This is a genomic window from Leptospiraceae bacterium, from assembly GCA_024233835.1.
Taxonomy (GTDB): domain Bacteria; phylum Spirochaetota; class Leptospiria; order Leptospirales; family Leptospiraceae; genus JACKPC01.
Genome location: JACKPC010000004.1, coordinates 189,724 through 209,485, shown reverse-complemented (window position 1 = coordinate 209,485; position 19,762 = coordinate 189,724). Strand labels below are relative to the sequence as shown.

The 19,762-nt window shown below is 37.6% G+C and carries 34 protein-coding genes; 33 read left to right on the top strand and 1 reads right to left on the bottom strand.

The window, feature by feature from the left end; translation table 11 throughout:
* The first annotated feature begins 26 nt into the window (after nt 1-26).
* Genes tuf through rplQ form a run of 31 tightly spaced genes read left to right on the top strand, consistent with a single transcriptional unit; the run spans nt 27 to nt 15,632 of the window.
* Nucleotides 27-1,244 (top strand): elongation factor Tu, encoded by a 1,218-nt coding sequence (tuf, locus tag H7A25_18895; protein ID MCP5501977.1) that lies wholly within the window; start codon nt 27-29, stop codon nt 1,242-1,244.
* Between the two features lie 7 nt (nt 1,245-1,251).
* Complete coding sequence (gene rpsJ, locus H7A25_18890) at nt 1,252-1,560, top strand: 30S ribosomal protein S10 (GenBank protein MCP5501976.1); 309 nt, start codon at nt 1,252-1,254, stop codon at nt 1,558-1,560.
* Nucleotides 1,561-1,570: 10 nt separating this feature from the next.
* Nucleotides 1,571-2,194: a 50S ribosomal protein L3 gene (gene rplC / locus H7A25_18885; GenBank protein ID MCP5501975.1), complete on the top strand. Its 624-nt coding sequence runs from the start codon at nt 1,571-1,573 to the stop codon at nt 2,192-2,194.
* Between the two features lie 28 nt (nt 2,195-2,222).
* Entirely contained in the window at nt 2,223-2,870 is a 648-nt protein-coding gene (gene rplD / locus H7A25_18880; GenBank protein MCP5501974.1) for a 50S ribosomal protein L4, read from the top strand.
* Nucleotides 2,860-3,168 carry a 50S ribosomal protein L23 gene (gene rplW, locus H7A25_18875; protein MCP5501973.1) on the top strand — a complete coding sequence of 103 codons (309 nt, stop codon included), beginning with the start codon at nt 2,860-2,862 and terminating at the stop codon, nt 3,166-3,168. The genes rplD and rplW overlap by 11 nt, the downstream gene beginning before the upstream one ends.
* Nucleotides 3,169-3,173: 5 nt before the next feature.
* Nucleotides 3,174-4,019 carry a 50S ribosomal protein L2 gene (gene rplB / locus H7A25_18870; protein ID MCP5501972.1) on the top strand — a complete coding sequence of 282 codons (846 nt, stop codon included), beginning with the start codon at nt 3,174-3,176 and terminating at the stop codon, nt 4,017-4,019.
* Nucleotides 4,020-4,021: 2 nt separating this feature from the next.
* Complete coding sequence (gene rpsS, locus H7A25_18865) at nt 4,022-4,300, top strand: 30S ribosomal protein S19 (GenBank protein MCP5501971.1); 279 nt, start codon at nt 4,022-4,024, stop codon at nt 4,298-4,300.
* Between the two features lie 19 nt (nt 4,301-4,319).
* Nucleotides 4,320-4,652: a 50S ribosomal protein L22 gene (rplV, locus tag H7A25_18860; GenBank protein ID MCP5501970.1), complete on the top strand. Its 333-nt coding sequence runs from the start codon at nt 4,320-4,322 to the stop codon at nt 4,650-4,652.
* A 17-nt stretch (nt 4,653-4,669) separates the two neighbouring features.
* A complete protein-coding gene (gene rpsC / locus H7A25_18855) occupies nt 4,670-5,347 on the top strand; it encodes a 30S ribosomal protein S3 (protein ID MCP5501969.1) in 678 nt (225 codons plus the stop codon).
* A gap of 26 nt (nt 5,348-5,373) precedes the next feature.
* The gene (gene rplP / locus H7A25_18850) at nt 5,374-5,787 is read left to right on the top strand and encodes a 50S ribosomal protein L16 (GenBank protein ID MCP5501968.1); all 414 of its coding nucleotides are present in this window, start codon (nt 5,374-5,376) and stop codon (nt 5,785-5,787) included.
* Entirely contained in the window at nt 5,784-5,987 is a 204-nt protein-coding gene (gene rpmC / locus H7A25_18845; protein ID MCP5501967.1) for a 50S ribosomal protein L29, read from the top strand. The genes rplP and rpmC overlap by 4 nt, the downstream gene beginning before the upstream one ends.
* Before the next feature lie 29 nt (nt 5,988-6,016).
* Nucleotides 6,017-6,277 (top strand): 30S ribosomal protein S17, encoded by a 261-nt coding sequence (rpsQ, locus tag H7A25_18840; GenBank protein ID MCP5501966.1) that lies wholly within the window; start codon nt 6,017-6,019, stop codon nt 6,275-6,277.
* A 1-nt stretch (nt 6,278) separates the two neighbouring features.
* Complete coding sequence (gene rplN, locus H7A25_18835) at nt 6,279-6,671, top strand: 50S ribosomal protein L14 (protein MCP5501965.1); 393 nt, start codon at nt 6,279-6,281, stop codon at nt 6,669-6,671.
* A gap of 1 nt (nt 6,672) precedes the next feature.
* Complete coding sequence (gene rplX / locus H7A25_18830) at nt 6,673-7,035, top strand: 50S ribosomal protein L24 (protein MCP5501964.1); 363 nt, start codon at nt 6,673-6,675, stop codon at nt 7,033-7,035.
* Nucleotides 7,036-7,037: 2 nt separating this feature from the next.
* Entirely contained in the window at nt 7,038-7,583 is a 546-nt protein-coding gene (gene rplE, locus H7A25_18825; protein MCP5501963.1) for a 50S ribosomal protein L5, read from the top strand.
* Between the two features lie 12 nt (nt 7,584-7,595).
* On the top strand, nt 7,596-7,781 hold the full coding sequence (locus H7A25_18820; GenBank protein MCP5501962.1) for a type Z 30S ribosomal protein S14: 186 nt from the start codon (nt 7,596-7,598) through the stop codon (nt 7,779-7,781).
* 12 nt (nt 7,782-7,793) lie between these two features.
* Nucleotides 7,794-8,192 carry a 30S ribosomal protein S8 gene (rpsH, locus tag H7A25_18815; GenBank protein MCP5501961.1) on the top strand — a complete coding sequence of 133 codons (399 nt, stop codon included), beginning with the start codon at nt 7,794-7,796 and terminating at the stop codon, nt 8,190-8,192.
* Nucleotides 8,193-8,211: 19 nt separating this feature from the next.
* A complete protein-coding gene (rplF, locus tag H7A25_18810) occupies nt 8,212-8,751 on the top strand; it encodes a 50S ribosomal protein L6 (protein ID MCP5501960.1) in 540 nt (179 codons plus the stop codon).
* Nucleotides 8,752-8,754: 3 nt separating this feature from the next.
* Nucleotides 8,755-9,123, top strand: a complete 369-nt coding sequence (locus H7A25_18805; protein MCP5501959.1) for a 50S ribosomal protein L18 — start codon at nt 8,755-8,757, stop codon at nt 9,121-9,123.
* Between the two features lies 1 nt (nt 9,124).
* Entirely contained in the window at nt 9,125-9,634 is a 510-nt protein-coding gene (rpsE, locus tag H7A25_18800; protein MCP5501958.1) for a 30S ribosomal protein S5, read from the top strand.
* Nucleotides 9,635-9,657: 23 nt separating this feature from the next.
* Entirely contained in the window at nt 9,658-9,840 is a 183-nt protein-coding gene (gene rpmD, locus H7A25_18795) for a 50S ribosomal protein L30 (protein MCP5501957.1), read from the top strand.
* 1 nt (nt 9,841) lies between these two features.
* Nucleotides 9,842-10,396 (top strand): 50S ribosomal protein L15, encoded by a 555-nt coding sequence (rplO, locus tag H7A25_18790; protein MCP5501956.1) that lies wholly within the window; start codon nt 9,842-9,844, stop codon nt 10,394-10,396.
* 6 nt (nt 10,397-10,402) lie between these two features.
* Nucleotides 10,403-11,779: a preprotein translocase subunit SecY gene (secY, locus tag H7A25_18785; GenBank protein ID MCP5501955.1), complete on the top strand. Its 1,377-nt coding sequence runs from the start codon at nt 10,403-10,405 to the stop codon at nt 11,777-11,779.
* Between the two features lie 4 nt (nt 11,780-11,783).
* Nucleotides 11,784-12,347, top strand: coding sequence for an adenylate kinase (locus tag H7A25_18780; protein ID MCP5501954.1), 564 nt, complete (start codon nt 11,784-11,786; stop codon nt 12,345-12,347).
* Between the two features lie 2 nt (nt 12,348-12,349).
* Nucleotides 12,350-12,568, top strand: coding sequence for a translation initiation factor IF-1 (gene infA / locus H7A25_18775; GenBank protein MCP5501953.1), 219 nt, complete (start codon nt 12,350-12,352; stop codon nt 12,566-12,568).
* A gap of 8 nt (nt 12,569-12,576) precedes the next feature.
* Nucleotides 12,577-12,690, top strand: a complete 114-nt coding sequence (rpmJ, locus tag H7A25_18770; GenBank protein MCP5501952.1) for a 50S ribosomal protein L36 — start codon at nt 12,577-12,579, stop codon at nt 12,688-12,690.
* Nucleotides 12,691-12,693: 3 nt separating this feature from the next.
* On the top strand, nt 12,694-13,071 hold the full coding sequence (rpsM, locus tag H7A25_18765) for a 30S ribosomal protein S13 (protein ID MCP5501951.1): 378 nt from the start codon (nt 12,694-12,696) through the stop codon (nt 13,069-13,071).
* 22 nt (nt 13,072-13,093) lie between these two features.
* A complete protein-coding gene (gene rpsK / locus H7A25_18760; GenBank protein MCP5501950.1) occupies nt 13,094-13,504 on the top strand; it encodes a 30S ribosomal protein S11 in 411 nt (136 codons plus the stop codon).
* A 16-nt stretch (nt 13,505-13,520) separates the two neighbouring features.
* Nucleotides 13,521-14,153, top strand: coding sequence for a 30S ribosomal protein S4 (gene rpsD / locus H7A25_18755; GenBank protein ID MCP5501949.1), 633 nt, complete (start codon nt 13,521-13,523; stop codon nt 14,151-14,153).
* Between the two features lie 22 nt (nt 14,154-14,175).
* The gene (locus H7A25_18750) at nt 14,176-15,153 is read left to right on the top strand and encodes a DNA-directed RNA polymerase subunit alpha (protein ID MCP5501948.1); all 978 of its coding nucleotides are present in this window, start codon (nt 14,176-14,178) and stop codon (nt 15,151-15,153) included.
* A 2-nt stretch (nt 15,154-15,155) separates the two neighbouring features.
* On the top strand, nt 15,156-15,632 hold the full coding sequence (gene rplQ, locus H7A25_18745; GenBank protein MCP5501947.1) for a 50S ribosomal protein L17: 477 nt from the start codon (nt 15,156-15,158) through the stop codon (nt 15,630-15,632).
* Nucleotides 15,633-15,691: 59 nt separating this feature from the next.
* Here rplQ and H7A25_18740 read toward each other — a convergent pair whose 3' ends face one another.
* Nucleotides 15,692-17,731, bottom strand: a complete 2,040-nt coding sequence (locus tag H7A25_18740) for a 1-acyl-sn-glycerol-3-phosphate acyltransferase (protein ID MCP5501946.1) — start codon at nt 17,729-17,731, stop codon at nt 15,692-15,694.
* Between the two features lie 369 nt (nt 17,732-18,100).
* Between H7A25_18740 and H7A25_18735 the strand changes: the two genes are divergently transcribed.
* Entirely contained in the window at nt 18,101-18,520 is a 420-nt protein-coding gene (locus H7A25_18735; GenBank protein MCP5501945.1) for a hypothetical protein, read from the top strand.
* Nucleotides 18,517-19,761: a hypothetical protein gene (locus H7A25_18730; protein MCP5501944.1), complete on the top strand. Its 1,245-nt coding sequence runs from the start codon at nt 18,517-18,519 to the stop codon at nt 19,759-19,761. The genes H7A25_18735 and H7A25_18730 overlap by 4 nt, the downstream gene beginning before the upstream one ends.
* Nucleotide 19,762: the final 1 nt, after the last annotated feature.

Genomic DNA, 19,762 nt, shown 5'->3' with positions numbered 1-19,762 from the left:
TTTAGATGTAAGGAGATTTTTTTTAGATGGCAAAAGAAAAATTTGATAGAAGTAAGCCACACTTAAATATTGGTACAATAGGTCACGTGGACCATGGAAAGACCACTCTGACAGCTGCTATTACAACAACACTGGCAAAAGCATACGGCGGTAAAAACAAAGCTGTTGCATATGACCAGATTGATAACGCTCCTGAAGAAAGAGAGAGAGGGATTACCATTGCAACTTCTCACCAGGAGTATGAAACTCCTAACAGGCACTACGCACACGTAGACTGTCCGGGACACGCTGACTATGTAAAAAACATGATTACCGGAGCTGCTCAGATGGATGCTGCGATACTTGTTGTATCTGCACCCGATGGAGCTATGCCCCAGACTAAAGAGCACATCCTTCTTGCAAGACAGGTAGGTGTTCCGTATATCGTTGTGTTCTTAAACAAAGCAGATCAGTTAGGTGACGATGAAAGAGAAGAAATGATCGAACTCGTTACAGAAGAGATTCGCGACTTATTAAAGTCTTACGGATTCCCGAAAGCAGGAGAGCCTGAAATTCCTATCATTCATGGTTCTGCTCTGAAAGCTCTCGAAGGAGACGATTCTGAGCTTGGAGTGAAAGCAGTAATTAAGCTTATGGAAGCTGTTGACAGTTATGTTCCAACTCCCAAAAGGATTACTGATAAACCTTTCCTTATGCCGGTAGAAGACGTTTTCTCTATTACAGGTCGTGGAACTGTAGCTACAGGTCGTGTGGAAACAGGTATCTTAAAACTGAACGAAGAAATTGAAATCGTTGGTATTAAAGACCAGACTTCAAAATCTGTTGTTACAGGTATCGAGATGTTCCGTAAACTTCTGGATCAAGCAGAAGCTGGGGATAACATCGGTGCTCTTCTTCGTGGTGTTAAAAAAGAAGATATCGAAAGAGGTCAGGTTCTGGCGAAGCCAGGTTCTATTACTCCGCACAAGAAGTTTACTGCTGAGGTATACGTTCTTACTAAAGAAGAGGGTGGACGTCATAAACCTTTCTTTAATAAGTATCGTCCGCAGTTCTATTTTAGAACTACTGACATTACCGGTGAAGTATTACTTCCACAGGGTGTAGAAATGGTTATGCCTGGAGATAACGTATCTGTTACTGTTGAATTAATTCATAAAATAGCAATGGATAAAGGGCTTAAATTCGCTATCCGTGAAGGTGGAAAAACCATCGGTTCCGGTGTAGTTGCGGATATAATTGAGTAAGACGGGCATGGCAGGACAAAGAATTAGAGTAAAACTTCGTTCTTTTGATCACAGGTTGATTGACCAATCAACCCATGAGATCGTCCAAACAGCTAAAAGGACTGGGGCAACTGTCTCCGGTCCTATTCCTCTACCTACTAAGATAGAGAGATTTACTGTTTTGCGTTCTCCACATGTGAATAAGAAATCAAGAGAGCAATTTGAAATGAGAACTCATAAGAGGCTCATAGACATACTGGATACAAACGAAGATACGGTAGAAGCACTTATGAAGCTGCAACTACCTGCAGGCGTATCGGTTGACATAAAATCTTGAGGTAAGGTAGATGAGTAAAGGTTTAATCGGAAGAAAACTTGGGATGTCTCACGTTTATGATGAGACCGGAGCAATGGTTTCCGTTACTGTACTTGAGGTAGGGCCCTGTGCTGTATCCCAGGTTAAAACTGTTGAAAAAGATGGCTACTCTGCATTACAACTTGCTTATGGAGATGTGAGAGAATCTTTACTCACTTACCCCGAAAAACAACACTTAAGTAAATGTGGAATTAGCCCTAAAAGATATTTGAAAGAATTTAAGTTTGAAGGTAACGCTCCGGAAGCCGGTTCTGTTATCAAAGCTTCTGATATATTTTCGATTTCTGATAAGGTGAAAGTTTCGGGTGTAACAAAAGGGAAAGGTTTTCAGGGTGTGGTTAAGAAGCATGGATTCAGCGGTGGTCCCGAATCTCATGGCTCCAGATTCCAGAGACACCCGGGTTCCATAGGAGCCTGTTCAACTCCATCCAGGGTATTTAAAGGAATTAAACTTCCCGGTAGAATGGGGGGAGTGAAAAGAACAGTTGGTAATCTGAAAGTAGTGAAAATTATTGAGGACAAGAACATCATCCTCGTAGCAGGTTCTGTCCCCGGTCAAAATAGATCGATTGTGACTATCACAAAACAGGGATAGGTAAAGAAACGCAAGGGTATAAGAAAAAATGAAAGCACTGAAGTATTCTGCAGAAGGAAAACAGATTGGGGAAGTAGAACTTCCACCTTCGATATTTAATAGCGTCGTGAGTGAAGGTGCTATATATGACGCTATCAAGGCCGAAAACGCCAATTTAAGAAGCGGAAACCATTCAACGAAAGATAGAAGTGAAGTGAGTGGTGGGGGTAAAAAACCCTGGGCTCAAAAAGGAACCGGTCGTGCCAGACAGGGTTCCAGCAGAGCACCGCACTGGACTGGTGGTGGTATTGTACACGGCCCTAAGAAAAGAGACTATTCCATTAAATTATCAAGAAACGTTAAACGCAAAGCAGTTGTCTCTATACTGAATAAAAAAGCAAGTGATTCGAGAATTAAAATTATCGAAGATTTGAAAATAGAAGAGTTCAGTACAAAAAAAGTTTTTAACGTTTTTAAAAATCTTGAAGTAGTAAATGCTGGTGCTTTTGCCCTGGTTATAAGCGGAGAAAGTAAGCATTTAAAAGTTTCCTCAAGAAACATTCCTACTTTGAAGTATATCAATTCAAAACGAATAGCCTGTAGAGATTTATTATATAACAATAATATAATTATTACAGAAGGTGCTCTGAATGAAATAATAGAGCAATATAAAGGGGTGAATAAAAATGCATCTTGAGAATGTGATTATCTCTCCATTGCTGACTGAAAAAAGTCAACAAACCGAAGCCATTGGTGAAGCAAACCAGAAGAGAATGAAAAAATATACCTTTCGTATTCATCCTGATGCTAATAAGATTATGGTGAAACAGGCTATTTTTAAAATGTTCCAGATAAAACCTGACTCTGTTAATATAGTGAATTGCAGGGGTAAGAATAAAAAATTCAGGAACATTGCAACGAGAGGCCCGCGTTGGAAGAAAGCTATAGTAACTTTCAATAACGGTGCTGAATTGCAACTTACCAAAGGAGCATAATGTAAATGGGTATTCGTAAGTTTAAACCAACTACTTCTTCTACCAGATTCAAATCTACCCTTGATTTTTCTGAGATTACAGCAGATAAACCTCATAAGTCTCTTGTTGAGGTTTTAAATTATAAAGCCGGTAGAGGCCATGATGGAAAAATCTCTGTTCGCCGTAGAGGTGGAAGAGTTAAAAGAAAATACAGAATTATTGATTTTAAAAGAAGAAAAACTGATATTCAGGCTACCGTAAAAGCAATCGAATATGATCCGAACAGAAGTGCCAATGTGGCTTTAATCTGTTATGCCGATGGTGTTTATTCTTATATTTTATCTCCGGAAGGCTTAAAAGTAGGTGATGTAGTTCAATCCGGTCTGAAATCAGAGATAAAACTTGGAAATGCAATGCCTCTGGATATGATCCCTCCGGGAACTAACATCCATAATATCGAGCTTCAAATTGGTAGGGGAGGACAGCTTGCCAGAGCTGCCGGAACATATGCCGTTATCTCCGGTAGAGACGGAGATTATGTAAGTATCAAGCTTCCATCCGGTGAAATTCGCAAAATTCGTAAAGAATGTTATGCAACTGTCGGGGTTATTGGAAATAAAGACTGGAACCTTGTAAGTATAGGTAAAGCCGGAAAGAGTCGTTGGCTTGGTAGACGTCCGAAAGTAAGAGGGGTGGTAATGAACCCTATCGATCACCCGCATGGTGGTGGGGAAGGTAGAACCTCCGGAGGCCGTCACCCGGTGAGTCCAACAGGTGTTCCGACAAAAGGTTATAAGACCAGGAAAAAGTCAAAAACCAGTAGTAAATTCATCCTTCAGGGAAGAAAGCGTAATAGGAGTAGAGGGAACTAATTATGGCTAGAAGTTTAAAAAAAGGCCCGTTTATTGATGATCACCTGATGAAGAAGATCACCAAATACAATGCAGAGAACACTAAGAAACCCTTTAAAACCTGGTCAAGAAGAAGTACAATTTTTCCTGATATGGTCGGGCATACTGTGATGATTCACAATGGAAATAAGTTTATACCTGTGTATATCAACGATAACATGGTAGGTCATAAGCTGGGAGAATTTGCTCCCACCAGAAATTATAGAGGCCATACCAGCCAGGATAAAAAGCTTAAGAAATAGGGAGTGATGAGAAGATAATATGGAAGCTAAAGCAATAGCCAGGCATATAAGAGTGTCTCCAAGAAAAGCAAGACTCGTCGCGAATGAGATCAGGGGATATGACTACTTAGAAGCCGTTGATATTTTAAAGTTTACTAAAAAAAGAATAGCAGCCGACATACTTAAGCTTGTAAATTCAGCTGCTGCAAATGCTGAATACCTGGATGAAAATGTGGATCTTGCCAGACTCTATGTTAAAAAGATCTATGTGGACGAAGGCCCTTCTATGAAAAGGTTTCGTCCCAGAGCAAGAGGACGTGCTTCCAGGATTCAGAAAAAACTGAGCCACATCACAGTTGTTCTTTCAGACTAATAAGGCAGGAAATATACATGGGTCAAAAAGTAAATCCAATCGGCTTGAGAATTAAAATAACAAGAACCTGGGACTCTATCTGGTTCGCCAAAGAAGACTATAAAAAGAATTTGCATGAAGATCTTAAAATCAAAAAATTCTTAAATAGCAAGTTTAAAAGTGCTGCAGTAGTAAAAATAGTCGTTGAAAGGTTTCCGGAAAAAATCAATGTAAATTTGCATACTGCCAAACCGGGTGTTGTTATTGGTCATAAAGGTGCGAACATCGAAAGTGTGAAAAATTCAATAAAACCACTTTCTGAAAAACCAATTAACATAAACATAATAGAAGTGAAAAAGCCGGAAACGGTTGCTCAAGCGATTGCCGAAACCATTGCTACTCAGATCGAGCAACGTATGCCTTTTAGACGAGTAATGAAGTCTGAGCTTAGAAGGGCAATGCGTGGTGGAGTAGAAGGAATCAAAATTTCTATTTCCGGAAGATTGAATGGTGCTGATATGGCAAGAACCGAGAATTATATGGATGGAAGAGTTCCACTTCATACTCTTCGTGCTAAAATAGATCTTGGTTTTAAAGAAGCCAAAACGACATTTGGACAAATTGGAGTGAAAGTTTGGACTTATTCAGGTGATCATTTTCCAAGTTCCAAAGAAGAAGTGGAAGATAAGTACACTGTAAAAAGAAAAACCAGCTAAGAACAGAAAACGGATTGGTATAGATTATGTTATCACCTAAAAGAGTTAAATACCGTAAAAGGCAAAGAGGGCGCCTGAAAGGAAATGATGAAACAGGCAACTATGTAGCATTTGGCGAATATGGCTTAATGGCTACTACTTCAGGAAGACTGACTGCCAGGCAAATTGAAGCTGCTCGTATTTCTATTAATAGAAGGGTAAAAAGAGGGGGGAAATTATGGATTCGTATTTTTCCTCATATCCCGATTACTAAGAAACCTGCTGAAACCAGGATGGGGAAAGGAAAAGGAAGTCCTGAGTTCTGGGTTGCAGAAATCAGACCGGGAAGGATTCTTTTTGAAATGTCTGGAGTAAGTGAAGAAGATGCAAAAACAGCTCTGAATCTTGCTTCTTACAAGTTGCCCATTCAAACCAAATTTATAAAGAGAACACTGGTATGAAGAAGAAGATTAAAGCACATGAACTGAGTGATTCTGAGATAGAAACACAATTAGAAGATTCTTATAAACAACTCAGGGAAAAACGTTTTGAGGTAGTTGTGAATCGAGCTCTTGAAAACACGAAAATCCTGAGGGATTTGAGAAAAAAAATTGCATTACTCCAAACTGTGAAGAACGAAAGGAAAAAAGCTAATAAATAAAGCTTGAGTCCTGAAGAGGAATAAAAAGTATGGAAAAACCCGCTAATAAGAAGAAAACAATTCAGGGAAAAGTAGTATCCGATAAAATGGATAAAACTGTCGTTATACTGGTAGAAACTAGAAGGAACCATCCTAAGTTTAAAAAGATTACCAGACACAGTAAAAGGGTAAAAGTTCATGATGAGAAGAATGAGTGCAAAGAAGGTGATATTATCATCGCTCAGGATTCTCGTCCACTTTCTAAGGAAAAAAGACATACACTCTTAAAAATTGTAGAGAGAGCGAAATAAAATGATTCAGCAGGAAACTATTCTACAGGTTGCCGATAATTCCGGCGTCAAAAAAGTTATGTGTATCAAAGTGCTCGGTGGGAGTAAGAAAAGATATGCAACTGTTGGCGACGAAATTATCGTTGCTGTAAAATCTTCACAGCCAGCATATGGCTTGAGAGACGGTTCAGGGAAAAAGGTTCACAACAAGGCCGTTCAACGTGCGGTTGTGGTTCGTACTAAGAAAGAAATCAGAAGAGAAGATGGAACATATATTCGTTTTGATGATAACGCTGTCGCTATTATTGACGATAAAGGTAACCCGAAGGGAACCAGGATTTTTGGGCCTGTAGCACGGGAACTGCGCGATAAAAAATATATGAAAATCATTTCACTTGCTCCAGAGGTATTATAAGATGGGTAAAAAGCTAACTTACAGAGGTTCAGCTTACACGAAGTTTAAAAAAATTAAGCTTAAACCGGAAGATGAGGTTATCTGCATTGCAGGTAAGGACAAAGGAAAGAAAGGTAAAATACTCGCTGTTGACAAAAAGAGAGACCGAGTAATCGTAACCGGAATCAACAGAATTCGTAAGTTTGTTCGTCCGACTCAGGAGAATCCTCAGGGTGGAGCTATGGAAATTGAGCGTCCGATTCATATTTCTAATGTTCAGTTCTATGATTCAAAAGAAAAGAAAGGTGTTCGCCTGGGCTCCAAGGAAATGGCAAAAGGTAAAGTCAGAGTGACACGCCCTAAATCTAATGAGAGGGAAATTTAAGAATGGAATCTAGGTTAAAGAGGAAATACCGCGACGAAGTTGTCTCTGAATTAGAGAAGAAGTATTCTTTTAAGTCTAAAATGCAAGTTCCCCGCCTTGAGAAAATTATAATTAATGTGGGAATTGGAGAGGGACACACAAACCCGAAGGCAATGGACTCTGCTCTTGAAACTCTGGCTTTAATTACAGGTCAAAAACCTGTAAAGACGAAAGCCAAAAAGTCAATAGCTGGCTTTAAGCTTCGTGAAGGGATGAACATTGGATGTATGGTGACTCTTCGTGGAACTATTATGTATGAGTTTTTAGACAGATTCATCAATATTGCCCTTCCCAGGGTTCGTGACTTTAAAGGCGTAAGCCCAAAAGGTTTTGATGGAAGAGGGAATTATAATTTAAGTATCAAAGAACAGATTATTTTTCCCGAAATTCAGTTTGATAAGATTTTTAAAGTACATGGTATGAATATTACCATCGTTACAAGCACTGCATCAGACAAGGAAGCATACGACTTACTGGCTTCTCTTGGCATGCCATATAGAAAAAATTAAGAGGGAAAACGAATGGCTAAGAAGTCAATGAGAGCTAAGCATCTCAGACCTAAAAAATTCAAAGTTAGAGAATACAACAGGTGTCCCCTCTGTGGCCGTCCTCGCGGATACCTCAGAAGGTTTGATATGTGCAGGTTATGTTTTAGAAAACTTGCCAGCACCGCGCAAGTTCCCGGTGTAATCAAGGCATCCTGGTAGGAAGAGGAAAGAATGAGTTTATCAGATCCAATTGCAGACATGTTGACCAGAATTCGTAATGCAGGAAGAGCAGGACATGCTACCTGTGTAATCAGTGGAAGTAAAATTAAACAAGAAATCTTGAGTATTCTTAAAGATGAGGGGTTTATTAAGGACTATAAACCTGTAGAAGTTAAATCCTTTACTGATTATGAGATAACTTTAAAATATGTAGGACGCAGAACACCGGTTATTTCTGAAATTAAAAGAATTTCCAGACCCGGAAGAAGGATTTATATTAAATCCGATAATGTAAAGCCTATTAAAAATAATCTTGGTATCTCCATATTATCTACTTCTAAAGGTATTATGACCAGTAAAAAGGCAATGAAATTAAAAATAGGTGGGGAGGTAATCTGTAGAGTTTCTTAATTCTACATGATGTAAGGCTATGTCAAGAATCGGTAAAAACCCCGTTACATTACCTGAAAAAGTTGAGGTAAAACCGGCTGCTTCCGCTATTGAAGTTAAAGGACCATTAGGAACCCTGGTAACTCCTTTGTATGAAGGAATTGAAGTGAAAGTCGATGGAAAAAAAGTGGTCTTCAGTCGCAAAAATGAAGAGCAGAAGACTGTAGCTCTACACGGATTAGTTAGGGCTCTTTTTAATAATTGTGTTAAAGGTGTTTCTGAGGGCTGGGAGAAGCGTCTTGAAATCACTGGTGTTGGATACAGAGCAGCAAAAAAAGGAAAAGACCTTGTTCTTAACCTCGGTTACTCTCATGAAGTTGTTTTTCATGAACCTGATGGGGTCAAAATAGAAGTTCAGGATGCTAATAAAATACGTATATTTGGACCGGATAAACAACAGGTTGGCCAGGTAGCTGCAGATATTCGTTCTTTCAGGATGCCAGAACCTTATAAAGGGAAAGGTATAAAGTATTCTAATGAATACATCAGAAGAAAAGCAGGTAAAACAGGTAAGAAATAAGCCATGATAAATAGAGAAAAGAAGAAAGAAGTCTCAAGAAAAAGAACCTTCAGGGTAAGAAATAAGTTAAAAACTTTTGGTGAGCGTCCGAGACTTGTTTTTAACAAAACTAATAAGTATTTGATTGCCCAGGTTGTAGATGACAAGCAGGGAGTTACTCTTGCTTATGCTACATCTTACGAAAAAAGTTTTCCTGAAACCGGTGGCTCCAGAAAAAATAAAAAAGCAGCTGAAGAAATGGGAAAAATAATTGCTCAAAGGGCCATTGAAAAAGGTGTGAAGCAGGTAATGCTGGATAGATCCGGTATGCTTTATCATGGTAAAATTGCTGCTTTTGCTGATGCAGCCAGAGAAGTAGGATTGGAGTTCTAATATGTCGGTTTTTGAAGAAGAGAAAAAAGAGTTTTCTGAAAAAGTAGTAAAGATAGACAGGGTAGCGAAAGTAGTTAAAGGCGGACGCCGTTTCTCTTTTAATGCTTTAACTGTTGTGGGAGATTCAAAAAATAGAGTAGGGATCGGTTTTGGAAAAGCTAATGAGGTTCCGGATGCGATTCGGAAATCTATAGAATCAGCTAAGAAAAATATGACCCAGATTAACATTCTAGGACATACAATTCCTCATGAAGTGCATGGAAAGTTCAAATCTGCTAAGGTCTTTTTAAAGCCTGCTACACCGGGAACTGGAATTATTGCAGGAGAGTCTGTTCGTTCAGTAGTAGAAAAAGCTGGCGTTCAGGATGTTCTCTCTAAAACATATGGTTCTTCAAATCCCTTAAATATTGTGAAAGCAACCTATGAAGCTCTTAAAAAACTTGAAACCCCTGTAACTGCTGCTAAAAAGAGGGGCATTTCCTTAAATAAGCTTTTTGGGCACGAAGAATAGATAAGTATACAGGTGATTCATATATGGAAGAAATTAAGATAACACAAATTAAAAGTTCGATCGGAATAAATCCAATCCATAAAAAAACTCTGGCTGCTCTGGGTTTGAGAAAAACAGGAAGTTCCAGGGTGCATAAAATGAATCCCCAGGTTAAGGGGATGGTTAATCAAGTTAAATACTTATTGAAAGTAGAGAAGGCGGGCTGAAATGTCAGCAGAAGTAGAAAGAAGAGAAAGAAATAAACAGGCCGAAGTTTTTGGTAAAGAGAAAGAAAAGAAGAAGAGTGCTGAACCTCTTTTTTTTCATATACACTCTCCGGAAGGTTCCAAGAAAGATAAAGTTCGAGTAGGACGGGGAACTAGTTCGGGATGTGGAAAAACTTCTTCTCGTGGTCAAAAAGGACAAAAAGCAAGAGCTACCGGGATTCCCAGAGGTTTTGAAGGTGGGCAGATGCCTTTGCACAGAAGGCTACCTAAAAGGGGCTTTACCTCAAAAAATCACAAATACTATCAACCGGTAAATTTATCTGATCTAAATTCCAAAAATTTAAGTGGAGAAATCACTCCGGAATTACTTTTTGAGAAAGGTTTAATTCGTGATGTCTCTAAATTGATAAAAATTCTTGGAAAAGGTGAATTAGGTTCAACTATTCATGTTTCAGCTGATAAGTGTTCCAGTTCAGCTCTTGAAAAGATAAAAGCAGCCGGTGGCGATTTTAAAGTTAGAGAACTAAAAGCCACAGCTACAAAGACAGAAGCTTAGATAAATATGCTTTCAACAATTTCGAACATCTTTAGAATTCCGGAACTCAGGCAAAGAATTATCTTTACCCTTGTCATGTTATTGCTATTTCGCATGGGAACTCACGTTACTATACCTGGGATTAACAGCCTTGTGGTTGCTGGGATTACCTCGGAAGGAGGACAGGGATTTATTGGCATGGTTGATCTCTTTGCTGGTGGTGCCCTATTGAAGTTTTCCATTTTTGCCCTGGGGATTATGCCTTATATCTCCTCTTCCATTATTATGCAGCTGGTGATGGTATTAATTCCATCTTTGCAGAAGATGCAGAAAGAGGGAGAAGAAGGTAGGAGAAAGATAAATCAGTATACCAAATTCGGAACTCTTGCTTTGTGTGTTTTTCAGAGTTTGGCCGTTATTTATCTGGCAAAAAGTTGGTCTACAGATACAGCTACTGCTCCGGCGAAGTATCCAGGACTTATTAGCCCCTCTGTAGAGACATTTTTTGTCGCTCTTGGCATTTTAACCATAACCACAGGAACCATGCTTTTAATGTGGATGGGTGAACAGATCACCGAGAGAGGAATTGGGAACGGAATTTCTCTTTTAATCTTTGCAGGTATTATAGGAAGAATGCCGGATTCGATTTATCAGCTTTTTACTACTGATAAAGTGGATCCTCTGTCTGTTTTAATCTTGTTTTTTGCGTTTGTTCTTTTAATATCTTTAACAGTTGTTCTTACTCAGGGTGTTCGAAAAGTTCCGGTTCAATACGGTAAGCAGATGGTAGGAAGAAGGATGGTACAGGCCAGAAGCCAGAGTATACCTTTTAAAGTGAATAGTGCAAACGTAATGCCAATCATTTTTGCTTCCAGTTTGATACTCTTCCCACAGACTATAGTGCAATGGCTTTCTACAAAGAGCGTTCAATGGCAGGGTTGGGGAATTTTGCTTGACTTTTTTAACCCTTTCTCAGCTCATTGGTATAGATCCCTGTTTTATTACATGGTTTATACAAGCTTAATTGTTTTCTTTGCTTATTTTTATACGGCTATCCAGTTTAATCCTTCTGAGGTGGCTGATAATTTGAAGAAATATGGTGGGTTTATCCCCGGAATTCGTCCAGGAACTCACACAAAGGAATATATCGAGAAATTGCTAAATCGGATAACCTTGCCGGGTTCTATCTTCTTAGCAGGTCTTGCTCTCGCTCCTTACCTTCTAATTAAACTCTTGAATTTGGGAGCTAATACAGGAGGAGGGGCACTCGTTTACACTTTTGGTGGTACTTCTTTGTTGATTATGGTGGGTGTGGCTCTGGAAACTTTAAAGCAAATCGAAGCACAGCTTATCATGAGAAATTATTCAGGGTTCATGAAGAAATCAAAAATCAGAGGAAAGTAAGCCAATGAAAAAACTGATATTTATGGGTCCTCCCGGGGCAGGTAAGGGAACACAGGCAAAAAGGATTTGTCAGGAATATAAAATTCCACAGATTTCAACTGGTGACATATTAAGAGAAGCTATTAAAAACCAGACTGAGTTAGGTTTGAGTGCTAAGAAGTTTATGGATGCAGGAAACCTGGTTCCGGATGAAGTGGTAATTGGAATTATAAAAGACAGGCTAAAGCAGGCTGATTGCAAGAATGGATTTCTTTTAGATGGATTTCCCAGAACTATTCCTCAAGCTGAAGAGTTGGATAAGATATTAGTAGAGTTATCCTTTCGTTTAGATTCAGTGGTGAATCTTGCAGTTCCTGATGATGAATTAGTTAAACGCCTTTTAGAAAGAGCTCAAATAGAAGGTCGCGCAGATGATAATGAAGAGACAATTAAAACGCGCTTAAAGAACTATAATGATAAAACTCTTCCCTTGCTGGAATATTATAAATCTAAAGGACTCCTTGCTGCGATAGATGGGCATGGAACGATAGATGAAATAACGAATAAAATTAAAAAGGAATTAAACTAAGCTTGGCAAAAGAAGAAGCGATTGTAGTTGATGGAACAGTAGTGGAGCCATTACCAAATGCTATGTTTAGAGTAGAGTTGGAAAATGGACACAAGATTCTTGCTCATATATCAGGCAAAATGAGGATGCACTACATTCGTATCTTGCCTGGTGATAAAGTTACTGTGGAGTTGTCTCCATATGATTTGACCAAAGGTCGGATTACATACAGGAAAAAATAGGGATTAAGATGAAAGTTAGGACTTCAGTAAAGAAAATTTGTAGCAGTTGCAAGATTATTCGTCGCAAAGGAGTTGTTCGAGTAATTTGCACCAATCCAAAACACAAGCAAAGGCAGAGATAAGATATGGCAAGGTTTGCTGGTATAGACATACCAAAGGAAAAAAGAATAGTAATTGGGCTTACATACATCTTCGGTATTGGCCTGGCTACATCAAAAAAGATTCTTAAAGAAGCCGGTGTAGATGAGAGTATTCGAGTTAAGAATCTCGATGAGTCACAAGAAGCGGCTATCAGGAAAGTGATTGAAGAGCAGGTTGTTGTTGAAGGTGATCTTCGTTCTGAAATAAACCTTAACATAAAACGTCTCATGGATATCGGTTGCTATAGAGGATTAAGGCATCGTAGAGGACTTCCGGTTAACGGTCAACGTACTAAGACAAATGCCAGAACTCGCAAAGGTGTGAGAAAAACTGTAGCTAACAAGAAGAAAGCAACGAAATAATTAGGTTCTTTTGGTAGAGTGAATGGAAAAAGATAAGAAAGGCAAGAAAGATAGTAAAAAAGTAAAAAAGAAGGAAAAGAAGAATGTACCCCGTGGTAAGGTGTATATTCAAGCTTCTTTTAACAATACAATTGTAACAGTCACTGATATGGCTGGCAATGTTATTTCATGGTCCTCCGCAGGCTTGATGAACTTCAGAGGTTCTAAAAAGTCAACTCCTTATGCAGCTCAGATTGCAGCGGGAAATGCAGCGGATAAAGCAATCGAAGTTGCAGGTCTAAAAGAGGTAGATATTCTCGTATCTGGTCCTGGAATTGGCAGGGAATCTGCTATCAGGGCTCTGGCAGGAAAAGGACTGGCTGTAAAGATGATAAAAGATGTCACTCCGCTTCCTCATAATGGATGTAGACCGAGAAAAAGAAGAAGAGTGTAAGGACTAGGAGAGTAAAATGGCTAGATATAGAGGACCTGTTTGTAAATTGTGCAGAAGAGAAGGACTGAAACTTTATTTAAAGGGCAGTCGTTGCATGAACAAAGATAAATGTTCATTTGAAAAAAGAAAGACTCCCCCCGGCCTTCCTCCTAAAAGAAAAGGGAAAGTAACTGATTATTCTATTCAGCTTAGAGAAAAACAAAAAGTTAAGAGAATTTATGGAGTGCTGGAAAAACAATTCAGACTTTATTACGAGAAAGCCAGTCATGCTCAGGGAATAACCGGTGAACTTTTACTGCAGACTTTAGAAAGACGTCTGGACAATGCTATCTATAGAATGGGTTTTGCTTCATCCAGAGCTCAGGCCAGAACATATATCGGTCATGGACATGTGCTGGTAAATGGTAAAAGAGTAAATATTGCTTCTTATCTGGTAAAACTTGGAGACGTGGTAAGCTTTGATGCAAATCTTTCCAAATCTCCCGGATTTGATGAAAATATTAAATTGGCTCAATCTATGAATAAGGCTCCTTCATGGGTTGTTCCGGATTTCACAAATTTTAAAGGTGAAGTTAGTTCTCTTCCTCAAAGAGAGCATGTGGATATGCCAATTAAAGAACAGATCATTGTAGAGCTGTATTCTAAATAATCAATTCATAGGGGAAGCGACCTTGTCACATAAAAACCTGTTAAAAGGCTTTAAAAGGCCCAAAAAAATTGAGTATCAAACCGAAGTTAGTACTCCAAATTATGGAAAGTTTATAGCAGAACCTTTTGAAAGAGGTTTTGCTACTACCATCGGAAATGCTCTGCGCCGAACCCTGATGTCTTCTATTGAAGGTTCTGCGATTTCAGCTATTCGTATTGAAGGCATTACTCACGAGTTTTCCTATATCACAGGGGTTACGGAAGATGTATCCAGGATTATTTTAAACTTAAAACAGGTTCGTATCAAGTATGAACCTGAAGATAGAGAGCAAAATAAAGTAATACATCTTGAGCTGAATCAGGCAGGTCAGTTTACAGCCGGCGATTTAGCGGTTGATTCATCCATTGAAATTATGAATCCGGATCTGGTAATTGCAACCCTGAATGAAGATGCAAATCTGGTGATTGATATCGAGATCCAGAGAGGACGCGGATACCATCCTTCAGAAGAAAAAAAGAAAGATATTGAAGTATTAGGGACCATTCCGATAGACTCTCTCTATTCCCCGGTTCAAAAGGTTATTTTTGATGTAACAGAAGCAAGGGTAGCCCAAAGATCGGATTTTGAAAAGCTGAGTCTGGAGATATGGACAGATGGATCTATTTCTCCTGAAGATGCTCTGGCTCAGGCAGCTAAGATTGTAAAAGATCATCTAACTATCTTCATCAATTTTGAAGAAGAAGTTGAAGAAGAAGTTGATGAAATGGATGAAGCTGATCAGAAACTTAAACAATCTCTTTCTCGTCACGTAGAGGAGTTGGATCTGTCTGTCAGAACATTAAATGTTTTGAGAAGTCTTGAAATTGATTTTGTAGGTGATCTGGTTAAGCGTACTGAAGAAGAAATGACGAAGTCCAGACATTATAGTGATCAGTGTTTAAATGAACTTAAAAGTAAACTGGCTGTATTAGGCCTTTCATTTGGTATGAGGGATTTTTAATAATGAACAAGAGAATTAAACTTAAAAAGCTAAATAAAAATAGTGCTCACAGAAAAGCCATGTTAAAAAATATGGTAACCAGTCTTTTCAGATATGAAAGAATTGAGACTACTATTGCCAGAGCCAAGGTTCTGCGCTCTCTGGCAGAAAAATTAATTACAAGAGGAAAGAAAAACCTCATAGAAGGAATTTCGCCTGAAAAAGCACTTCATAACAAACGCGAAGTTATGAAACTTATTGGTGATAGGGATATCGTAGTAAAGTTATTTGAAGATTTAGCCAAGAGATATGAATCCAGAAATGGGGGATATACCCGGATTTTAAAACTGGTTAATCGTCCTTCTGATAATTCTGAAGTTTGTCTTTTAGAGCTTGTAGATAGAAAAACACCTGAAGTTTTAAAGGAAGAAGAACAAAAGAAAATTCAACTGGAAAAAGAAGATAAAAAGAAGAAGAAAGTCGCCGCAGCTGCAAAGTAAATTTTTCCATCTTTTCCTGTAATCGAGAAGCCGGTAGTTCTACCGGCTTTTTTTTGTTTCTAGTAAATTCTCGTCAATTTGCTTTGTAATTTTGCTACTACTTCTTCAAATGGCTTGTGCTCGATTACTAATTCATAGGTTCCGGTAAGAATTGGAAGTTCATCAAAATCAAGTTTTATCATTTTTTCAATAGCTTCCAGGCTGTAGACACCTCTGGATTTCTTTTCTGGTTCATATCCTACTTCATAACCTGTCGCCAGATCATAACCATATTTCCTGTCCCTGTTATCAGTACCAAAACAGGCCAGCATAAAATCGGTTAAACCGGAAAGCCCGGTAAACGTCTTTTCATTCCCTCCCAGTTTTACTCCGACTTTGACTAGCTCTTTGAAAAATCGATTGGATAGATGAAAGAGAGTATTATCCACATTTCCACCCAGATTTTCTTTATAGATTCCTTCAACGATTCCCATAGACAGGGCATAAATTGTTTTTAAAGAACCACCGAGGATAACACCACGAATGTCTGTTTCCACCATGGCCGGTCGAATAAAAATGTAGCTGGTCGAAAGTAATCTCATTAGTCTTGGAATATTTTCTGTATTTGTTGCAGCTACTTCAAAACCGGAAATTTTTCGTTCCATGATTTGGTCAGGATAGCCAGCTCCTGCGGCGGCTATTAATCTTTCTTCGGAAATACCATAGTCTTTAATAAGCTCATCTATGATTAAGCCATTTCCGGTTCTGGTAAAACCTTTGATGATATTTACGATCGGAGCTTCACTTTTTTTTACCCTGTCTTTGATCTGTGGATAAACCCTATCCATTTCCCAGGGATTGGTTCCCTGGATAAGAATACTTGCTGTATCAATCACGGAGGGATCGGAGCTGAAAAGTATATTAGGTGGTAACTTGAAAATGGGATAATGCTCAATATCCCGTCTTTCTTCTGAGCATTTTTTTATATAGTCTTCATTCGGATCGTATATGGTAATCGTTGCATTTTTATTAGACATTACCGTGGAAATGGCAATAGACATGTTACTGGAACCAATGGCTACTACTCTTTCTTTGGGTTTTTCCGGTACCTGGATTAGAACATTTTCCGATGTTTTATGTTTGTCACCGCTATACAGGTTCCTATAAGTTCCATGTTTGTGTTTACTCAGATTGGAGCCTACCAGGAGAGCGAGATTATCAATCAGAAACTGTTTTTTATCTCCTGAACTCGGGAATGGAATCTCATCAAAGTCTTTAGGAAGGTGTTCTTTTAATTTAGGACTAAGTTCTCCCACTAAAACCGGTTTTCCAATAACTAATTTCCCTTTAGCCGGATTAAAAAGAAAACCGCTGGTAGGAAGAATTTTATCTGTTCCTTCCAGGGATATGGGAAGAACTACCTTATTGGCTACATAGTGGTATACCGTGTCAACGAAGGGCATGAGTCTACCATCTCTGGAGCGAGTGCCTTCCGGAAAAATAGAAAGGATATGTCCGCTTTGTTGAAGCTTCTGGGAGGCACGGAAAGCTCTCATGTTTATCTTGGTCATGAGGTCGGAAAGACTGGGATTATCAGCCATATCCCGTTTTGAACAAACAAGAAGTGTATCGAACATGTAAAGACCGAGTCGAGTAAAATCCGGTTCAAAAGCCAGTCTTCCGGCGATAAATACAATATTATTCGCTACATCTTTTCCGTGGTGTCCGGAGTTATAGAGGAGTTGAAAAATTGCCGGAGCATCGAGGTGACTTAAATGGTTAGAAATCAGGGTAACCGGAACTTTTCCCATTATCTTTTTCACCAATTTCAGGTTTTCTGTTCCTTCCACCTTGAAATTTTTCATGATGGGTGTTAAAAACTGCATCATGAACTGGCGTAAATCTTCTTTGCTTTTTGTATGTACACCTATTTCATCTAACTGCTCCGGGTGCTTGAAAATGTTCATTACTTCCGGTTTTGAGGTGGTGCTGGACAGGTATAAAAACTTCTCCAGAATACTTTTTGCTTTGTCGTATGAAATACCACTTTTTATGAAAGTATGAATATTTTCAAAAAATTCTTTTTGCCATCTTCCGAGAGTTGCTTCTTTTTCGGTCATTCTCCAACCTTCTTATTGTGTTTTAAGGATACTTTCTGTATTTTACCCTTATGCAAATTATATCTTCTGAAAAATTATGTGCATTTCCAGCATTTTTTTTCAAGATGGGGACTCTTTTCGGTTTTTCTGAAAGCTGTTATTTGAAAAGGTATACCTATATATCCACTAACCATAGGGTAATCTAAAAAAAATTCGTATGCGTTTCATAAACTCAGTGCTGGAACCGAAGGAAAAATATCAGTTTTAATTGCTGGAGTTTTTTATTCTTCTTTTTTCGATAGCATGGAGACTAACTCAATTTAAAATCGAGGTTAGGTAATTGCAATAAATAAGTTGATTTTTAAGGTTCATCCTGAGAAAGGTTTCTGAATGAAAAAGAGAATTGAATGGTTTTTTTTTATATCATTTTTAGTAGCTTTTTTAATTCTTTATCGTTATTCGTTTAAGGCAATACTATTGATTAAGGAAAAAAGAAAAATGTCTTTTTTGGAAACTACCACATTCATTTCTTCTATTGAAGCTCTTTCCGAAAAACTTAATTGTAATCATAGTATATTGTTCATCTACAATCTTCATAAATATAATAATGATCCGGTAAAGCTTGCTGAGTTGAAAGAAAAATCAAGGTTTGCATTTGCACCATGTAAAATTGATATTTCTATTACTGGAATAAATGAAAAACAGTATTACTATACGATTGTAGAGAAAAATAGTGAACACTACTCAAGGTTTAAAAAAAATGGAATTGAAAAATATAGTGATGGTTTCTTTTCAGTTTTTGTAAAATGATTAAAATCTTACTAATATTTACATTGAATATGATGTTGTTGCCGATTATTACCTTCGGATTATTAGTTACTTTACAACCTTCATCAATAAGTAAATTCAGGTTTATAAGTTTTTGTTTAATAGTTCTTGTTAATTATTTTATATTAAAAAACTGGAAAATTGAAAAAGATATAAATATTAAAATTGATAAGTTTGCATTATTGTATTTTGGCTTAGGTTCGTTGTTGTTTTGGTTTCGATTTTATTATGAGCCGGAGGGAATGTGGGATGCTTGGGCTGCATGGAATGCAAAAGCAAAGGATCTATCTCTTTCTTTTTTGAGGGGATATGATTTTGCTTTGTATAGAGATTATTGGTTAAATCCTCAGTATCCAATAATACTACCTCTTCAAATATCTTTTTTTACTATTTTTTTAGGACATTGGACTCCTTTCGTTCCTATTTTTTTAGGATATTCATACTATTTATTTCTTTTTATTATCGTTAGTAGCATTGCAAATCGAGTGAGTAATACTACATTATTGAAACACTATATACTATTATTATCTTTAGCTCATCCCTTATATATTAATATTGCAAGTGATCAGTGTGCTGATTTAATAGTAAGTCAATTGTTATTACATTCCTTTCTTGCTATATATTTTTATTTTGAGTTTAAAATAAAAGAAGGTTTATCTTTATTTTTGTTAAGTATTGTTTTCTTAATAAATACGAAGTTAGAAGGTGGTGTTTTTTCAATAATACTGTTAATTGTATTTATAGTTAAACAATTTTTTAGTGAACTAAAGATTCGAATTAGGAATATCCATTTGATTTCTTTAGTTATTACTGTTTTTGGAGCTATTCTGTTTATTTATTACAAATATTCTACCCAACAATTCACCACTTATAAATTAGATCCAGTAACTGTTTTTCGTAATTTTCTTGATTGGGAAAGGCATATGAAGGTCTTCTCCTATTTAGGTCTGTTTTTTCTTATTACTTTTTTTGCGTTTATCTTTTTACCTATTAAAATCCGGGTAGAAAAAAAACTATTTTTGTCTTATATTTTCCCTCTTGTTGGAATACTGAGTTTTTATTATCTCTCTATGGTTTTAACCCCTTTCAACATAGATTGGCATTTGAATACAGCTTACATACGAATAAATTTGCAAACTTTTCCAACTTTATTAGTAATGTATTTACTTTTACATATTAATTCGTTATCACACATGACAAATAATACACAATCAAAGTTATAAA

What these genes read in the sequence shown, in the direction of transcription:
- tuf (MCP5501977.1), top strand. Translation starts at nt 27, where the DNA reads ATGGCAAAAGAAAAATTTGATAGAAGTAAGCCACACTTAAATATTGGT.
- rpsJ (MCP5501976.1), top strand. Translation starts at nt 1,252, where the DNA reads ATGGCAGGACAAAGAATTAGAGTAAAACTTCGTTCTTTTGATCACAGG.
- rplC (MCP5501975.1), top strand. Translation starts at nt 1,571, where the DNA reads ATGAGTAAAGGTTTAATCGGAAGAAAACTTGGGATGTCTCACGTTTAT.
- rplD (MCP5501974.1), top strand. Translation starts at nt 2,223, where the DNA reads ATGAAAGCACTGAAGTATTCTGCAGAAGGAAAACAGATTGGGGAAGTA.
- rplW (MCP5501973.1), top strand. Translation starts at nt 2,860, where the DNA reads ATGCATCTTGAGAATGTGATTATCTCTCCATTGCTGACTGAAAAAAGT.
- rplB (MCP5501972.1), top strand. Translation starts at nt 3,174, where the DNA reads ATGGGTATTCGTAAGTTTAAACCAACTACTTCTTCTACCAGATTCAAA.
- rpsS (MCP5501971.1), top strand. Translation starts at nt 4,022, where the DNA reads ATGGCTAGAAGTTTAAAAAAAGGCCCGTTTATTGATGATCACCTGATG.
- rplV (MCP5501970.1), top strand. Translation starts at nt 4,320, where the DNA reads ATGGAAGCTAAAGCAATAGCCAGGCATATAAGAGTGTCTCCAAGAAAA.
- rpsC (MCP5501969.1), top strand. Translation starts at nt 4,670, where the DNA reads ATGGGTCAAAAAGTAAATCCAATCGGCTTGAGAATTAAAATAACAAGA.
- rplP (MCP5501968.1), top strand. Translation starts at nt 5,374, where the DNA reads ATGTTATCACCTAAAAGAGTTAAATACCGTAAAAGGCAAAGAGGGCGC.
- rpmC (MCP5501967.1), top strand. Translation starts at nt 5,784, where the DNA reads ATGAAGAAGAAGATTAAAGCACATGAACTGAGTGATTCTGAGATAGAA.
- rpsQ (MCP5501966.1), top strand. Translation starts at nt 6,017, where the DNA reads ATGGAAAAACCCGCTAATAAGAAGAAAACAATTCAGGGAAAAGTAGTA.
- rplN (MCP5501965.1), top strand. Translation starts at nt 6,279, where the DNA reads ATGATTCAGCAGGAAACTATTCTACAGGTTGCCGATAATTCCGGCGTC.
- rplX (MCP5501964.1), top strand. Translation starts at nt 6,673, where the DNA reads ATGGGTAAAAAGCTAACTTACAGAGGTTCAGCTTACACGAAGTTTAAA.
- rplE (MCP5501963.1), top strand. Translation starts at nt 7,038, where the DNA reads ATGGAATCTAGGTTAAAGAGGAAATACCGCGACGAAGTTGTCTCTGAA.
- H7A25_18820 (MCP5501962.1), top strand. Translation starts at nt 7,596, where the DNA reads ATGGCTAAGAAGTCAATGAGAGCTAAGCATCTCAGACCTAAAAAATTC.
- rpsH (MCP5501961.1), top strand. Translation starts at nt 7,794, where the DNA reads ATGAGTTTATCAGATCCAATTGCAGACATGTTGACCAGAATTCGTAAT.
- rplF (MCP5501960.1), top strand. Translation starts at nt 8,212, where the DNA reads ATGTCAAGAATCGGTAAAAACCCCGTTACATTACCTGAAAAAGTTGAG.
- H7A25_18805 (MCP5501959.1), top strand. Translation starts at nt 8,755, where the DNA reads ATGATAAATAGAGAAAAGAAGAAAGAAGTCTCAAGAAAAAGAACCTTC.
- rpsE (MCP5501958.1), top strand. Translation starts at nt 9,125, where the DNA reads ATGTCGGTTTTTGAAGAAGAGAAAAAAGAGTTTTCTGAAAAAGTAGTA.
- rpmD (MCP5501957.1), top strand. Translation starts at nt 9,658, where the DNA reads ATGGAAGAAATTAAGATAACACAAATTAAAAGTTCGATCGGAATAAAT.
- rplO (MCP5501956.1), top strand. Translation starts at nt 9,842, where the DNA reads ATGTCAGCAGAAGTAGAAAGAAGAGAAAGAAATAAACAGGCCGAAGTT.
- secY (MCP5501955.1), top strand. Translation starts at nt 10,403, where the DNA reads ATGCTTTCAACAATTTCGAACATCTTTAGAATTCCGGAACTCAGGCAA.
- H7A25_18780 (MCP5501954.1), top strand. Translation starts at nt 11,784, where the DNA reads ATGAAAAAACTGATATTTATGGGTCCTCCCGGGGCAGGTAAGGGAACA.
- rpmJ (MCP5501952.1), top strand. Translation starts at nt 12,577, where the DNA reads ATGAAAGTTAGGACTTCAGTAAAGAAAATTTGTAGCAGTTGCAAGATT.
- rpsM (MCP5501951.1), top strand. Translation starts at nt 12,694, where the DNA reads ATGGCAAGGTTTGCTGGTATAGACATACCAAAGGAAAAAAGAATAGTA.
- rpsK (MCP5501950.1), top strand. Translation starts at nt 13,094, where the DNA reads ATGGAAAAAGATAAGAAAGGCAAGAAAGATAGTAAAAAAGTAAAAAAG.
- rpsD (MCP5501949.1), top strand. Translation starts at nt 13,521, where the DNA reads ATGGCTAGATATAGAGGACCTGTTTGTAAATTGTGCAGAAGAGAAGGA.
- rplQ (MCP5501947.1), top strand. Translation starts at nt 15,156, where the DNA reads ATGAACAAGAGAATTAAACTTAAAAAGCTAAATAAAAATAGTGCTCAC.
- H7A25_18740 (MCP5501946.1), bottom strand. Translation starts at nt 17,731, where the DNA reads ATGACCGAAAAAGAAGCAACTCTCGGAAGATGGCAAAAAGAATTTTTT.
- H7A25_18735 (MCP5501945.1), top strand. Translation starts at nt 18,101, where the DNA reads ATGAAAAAGAGAATTGAATGGTTTTTTTTTATATCATTTTTAGTAGCT.
- H7A25_18730 (MCP5501944.1), top strand. Translation starts at nt 18,517, where the DNA reads ATGATTAAAATCTTACTAATATTTACATTGAATATGATGTTGTTGCCG.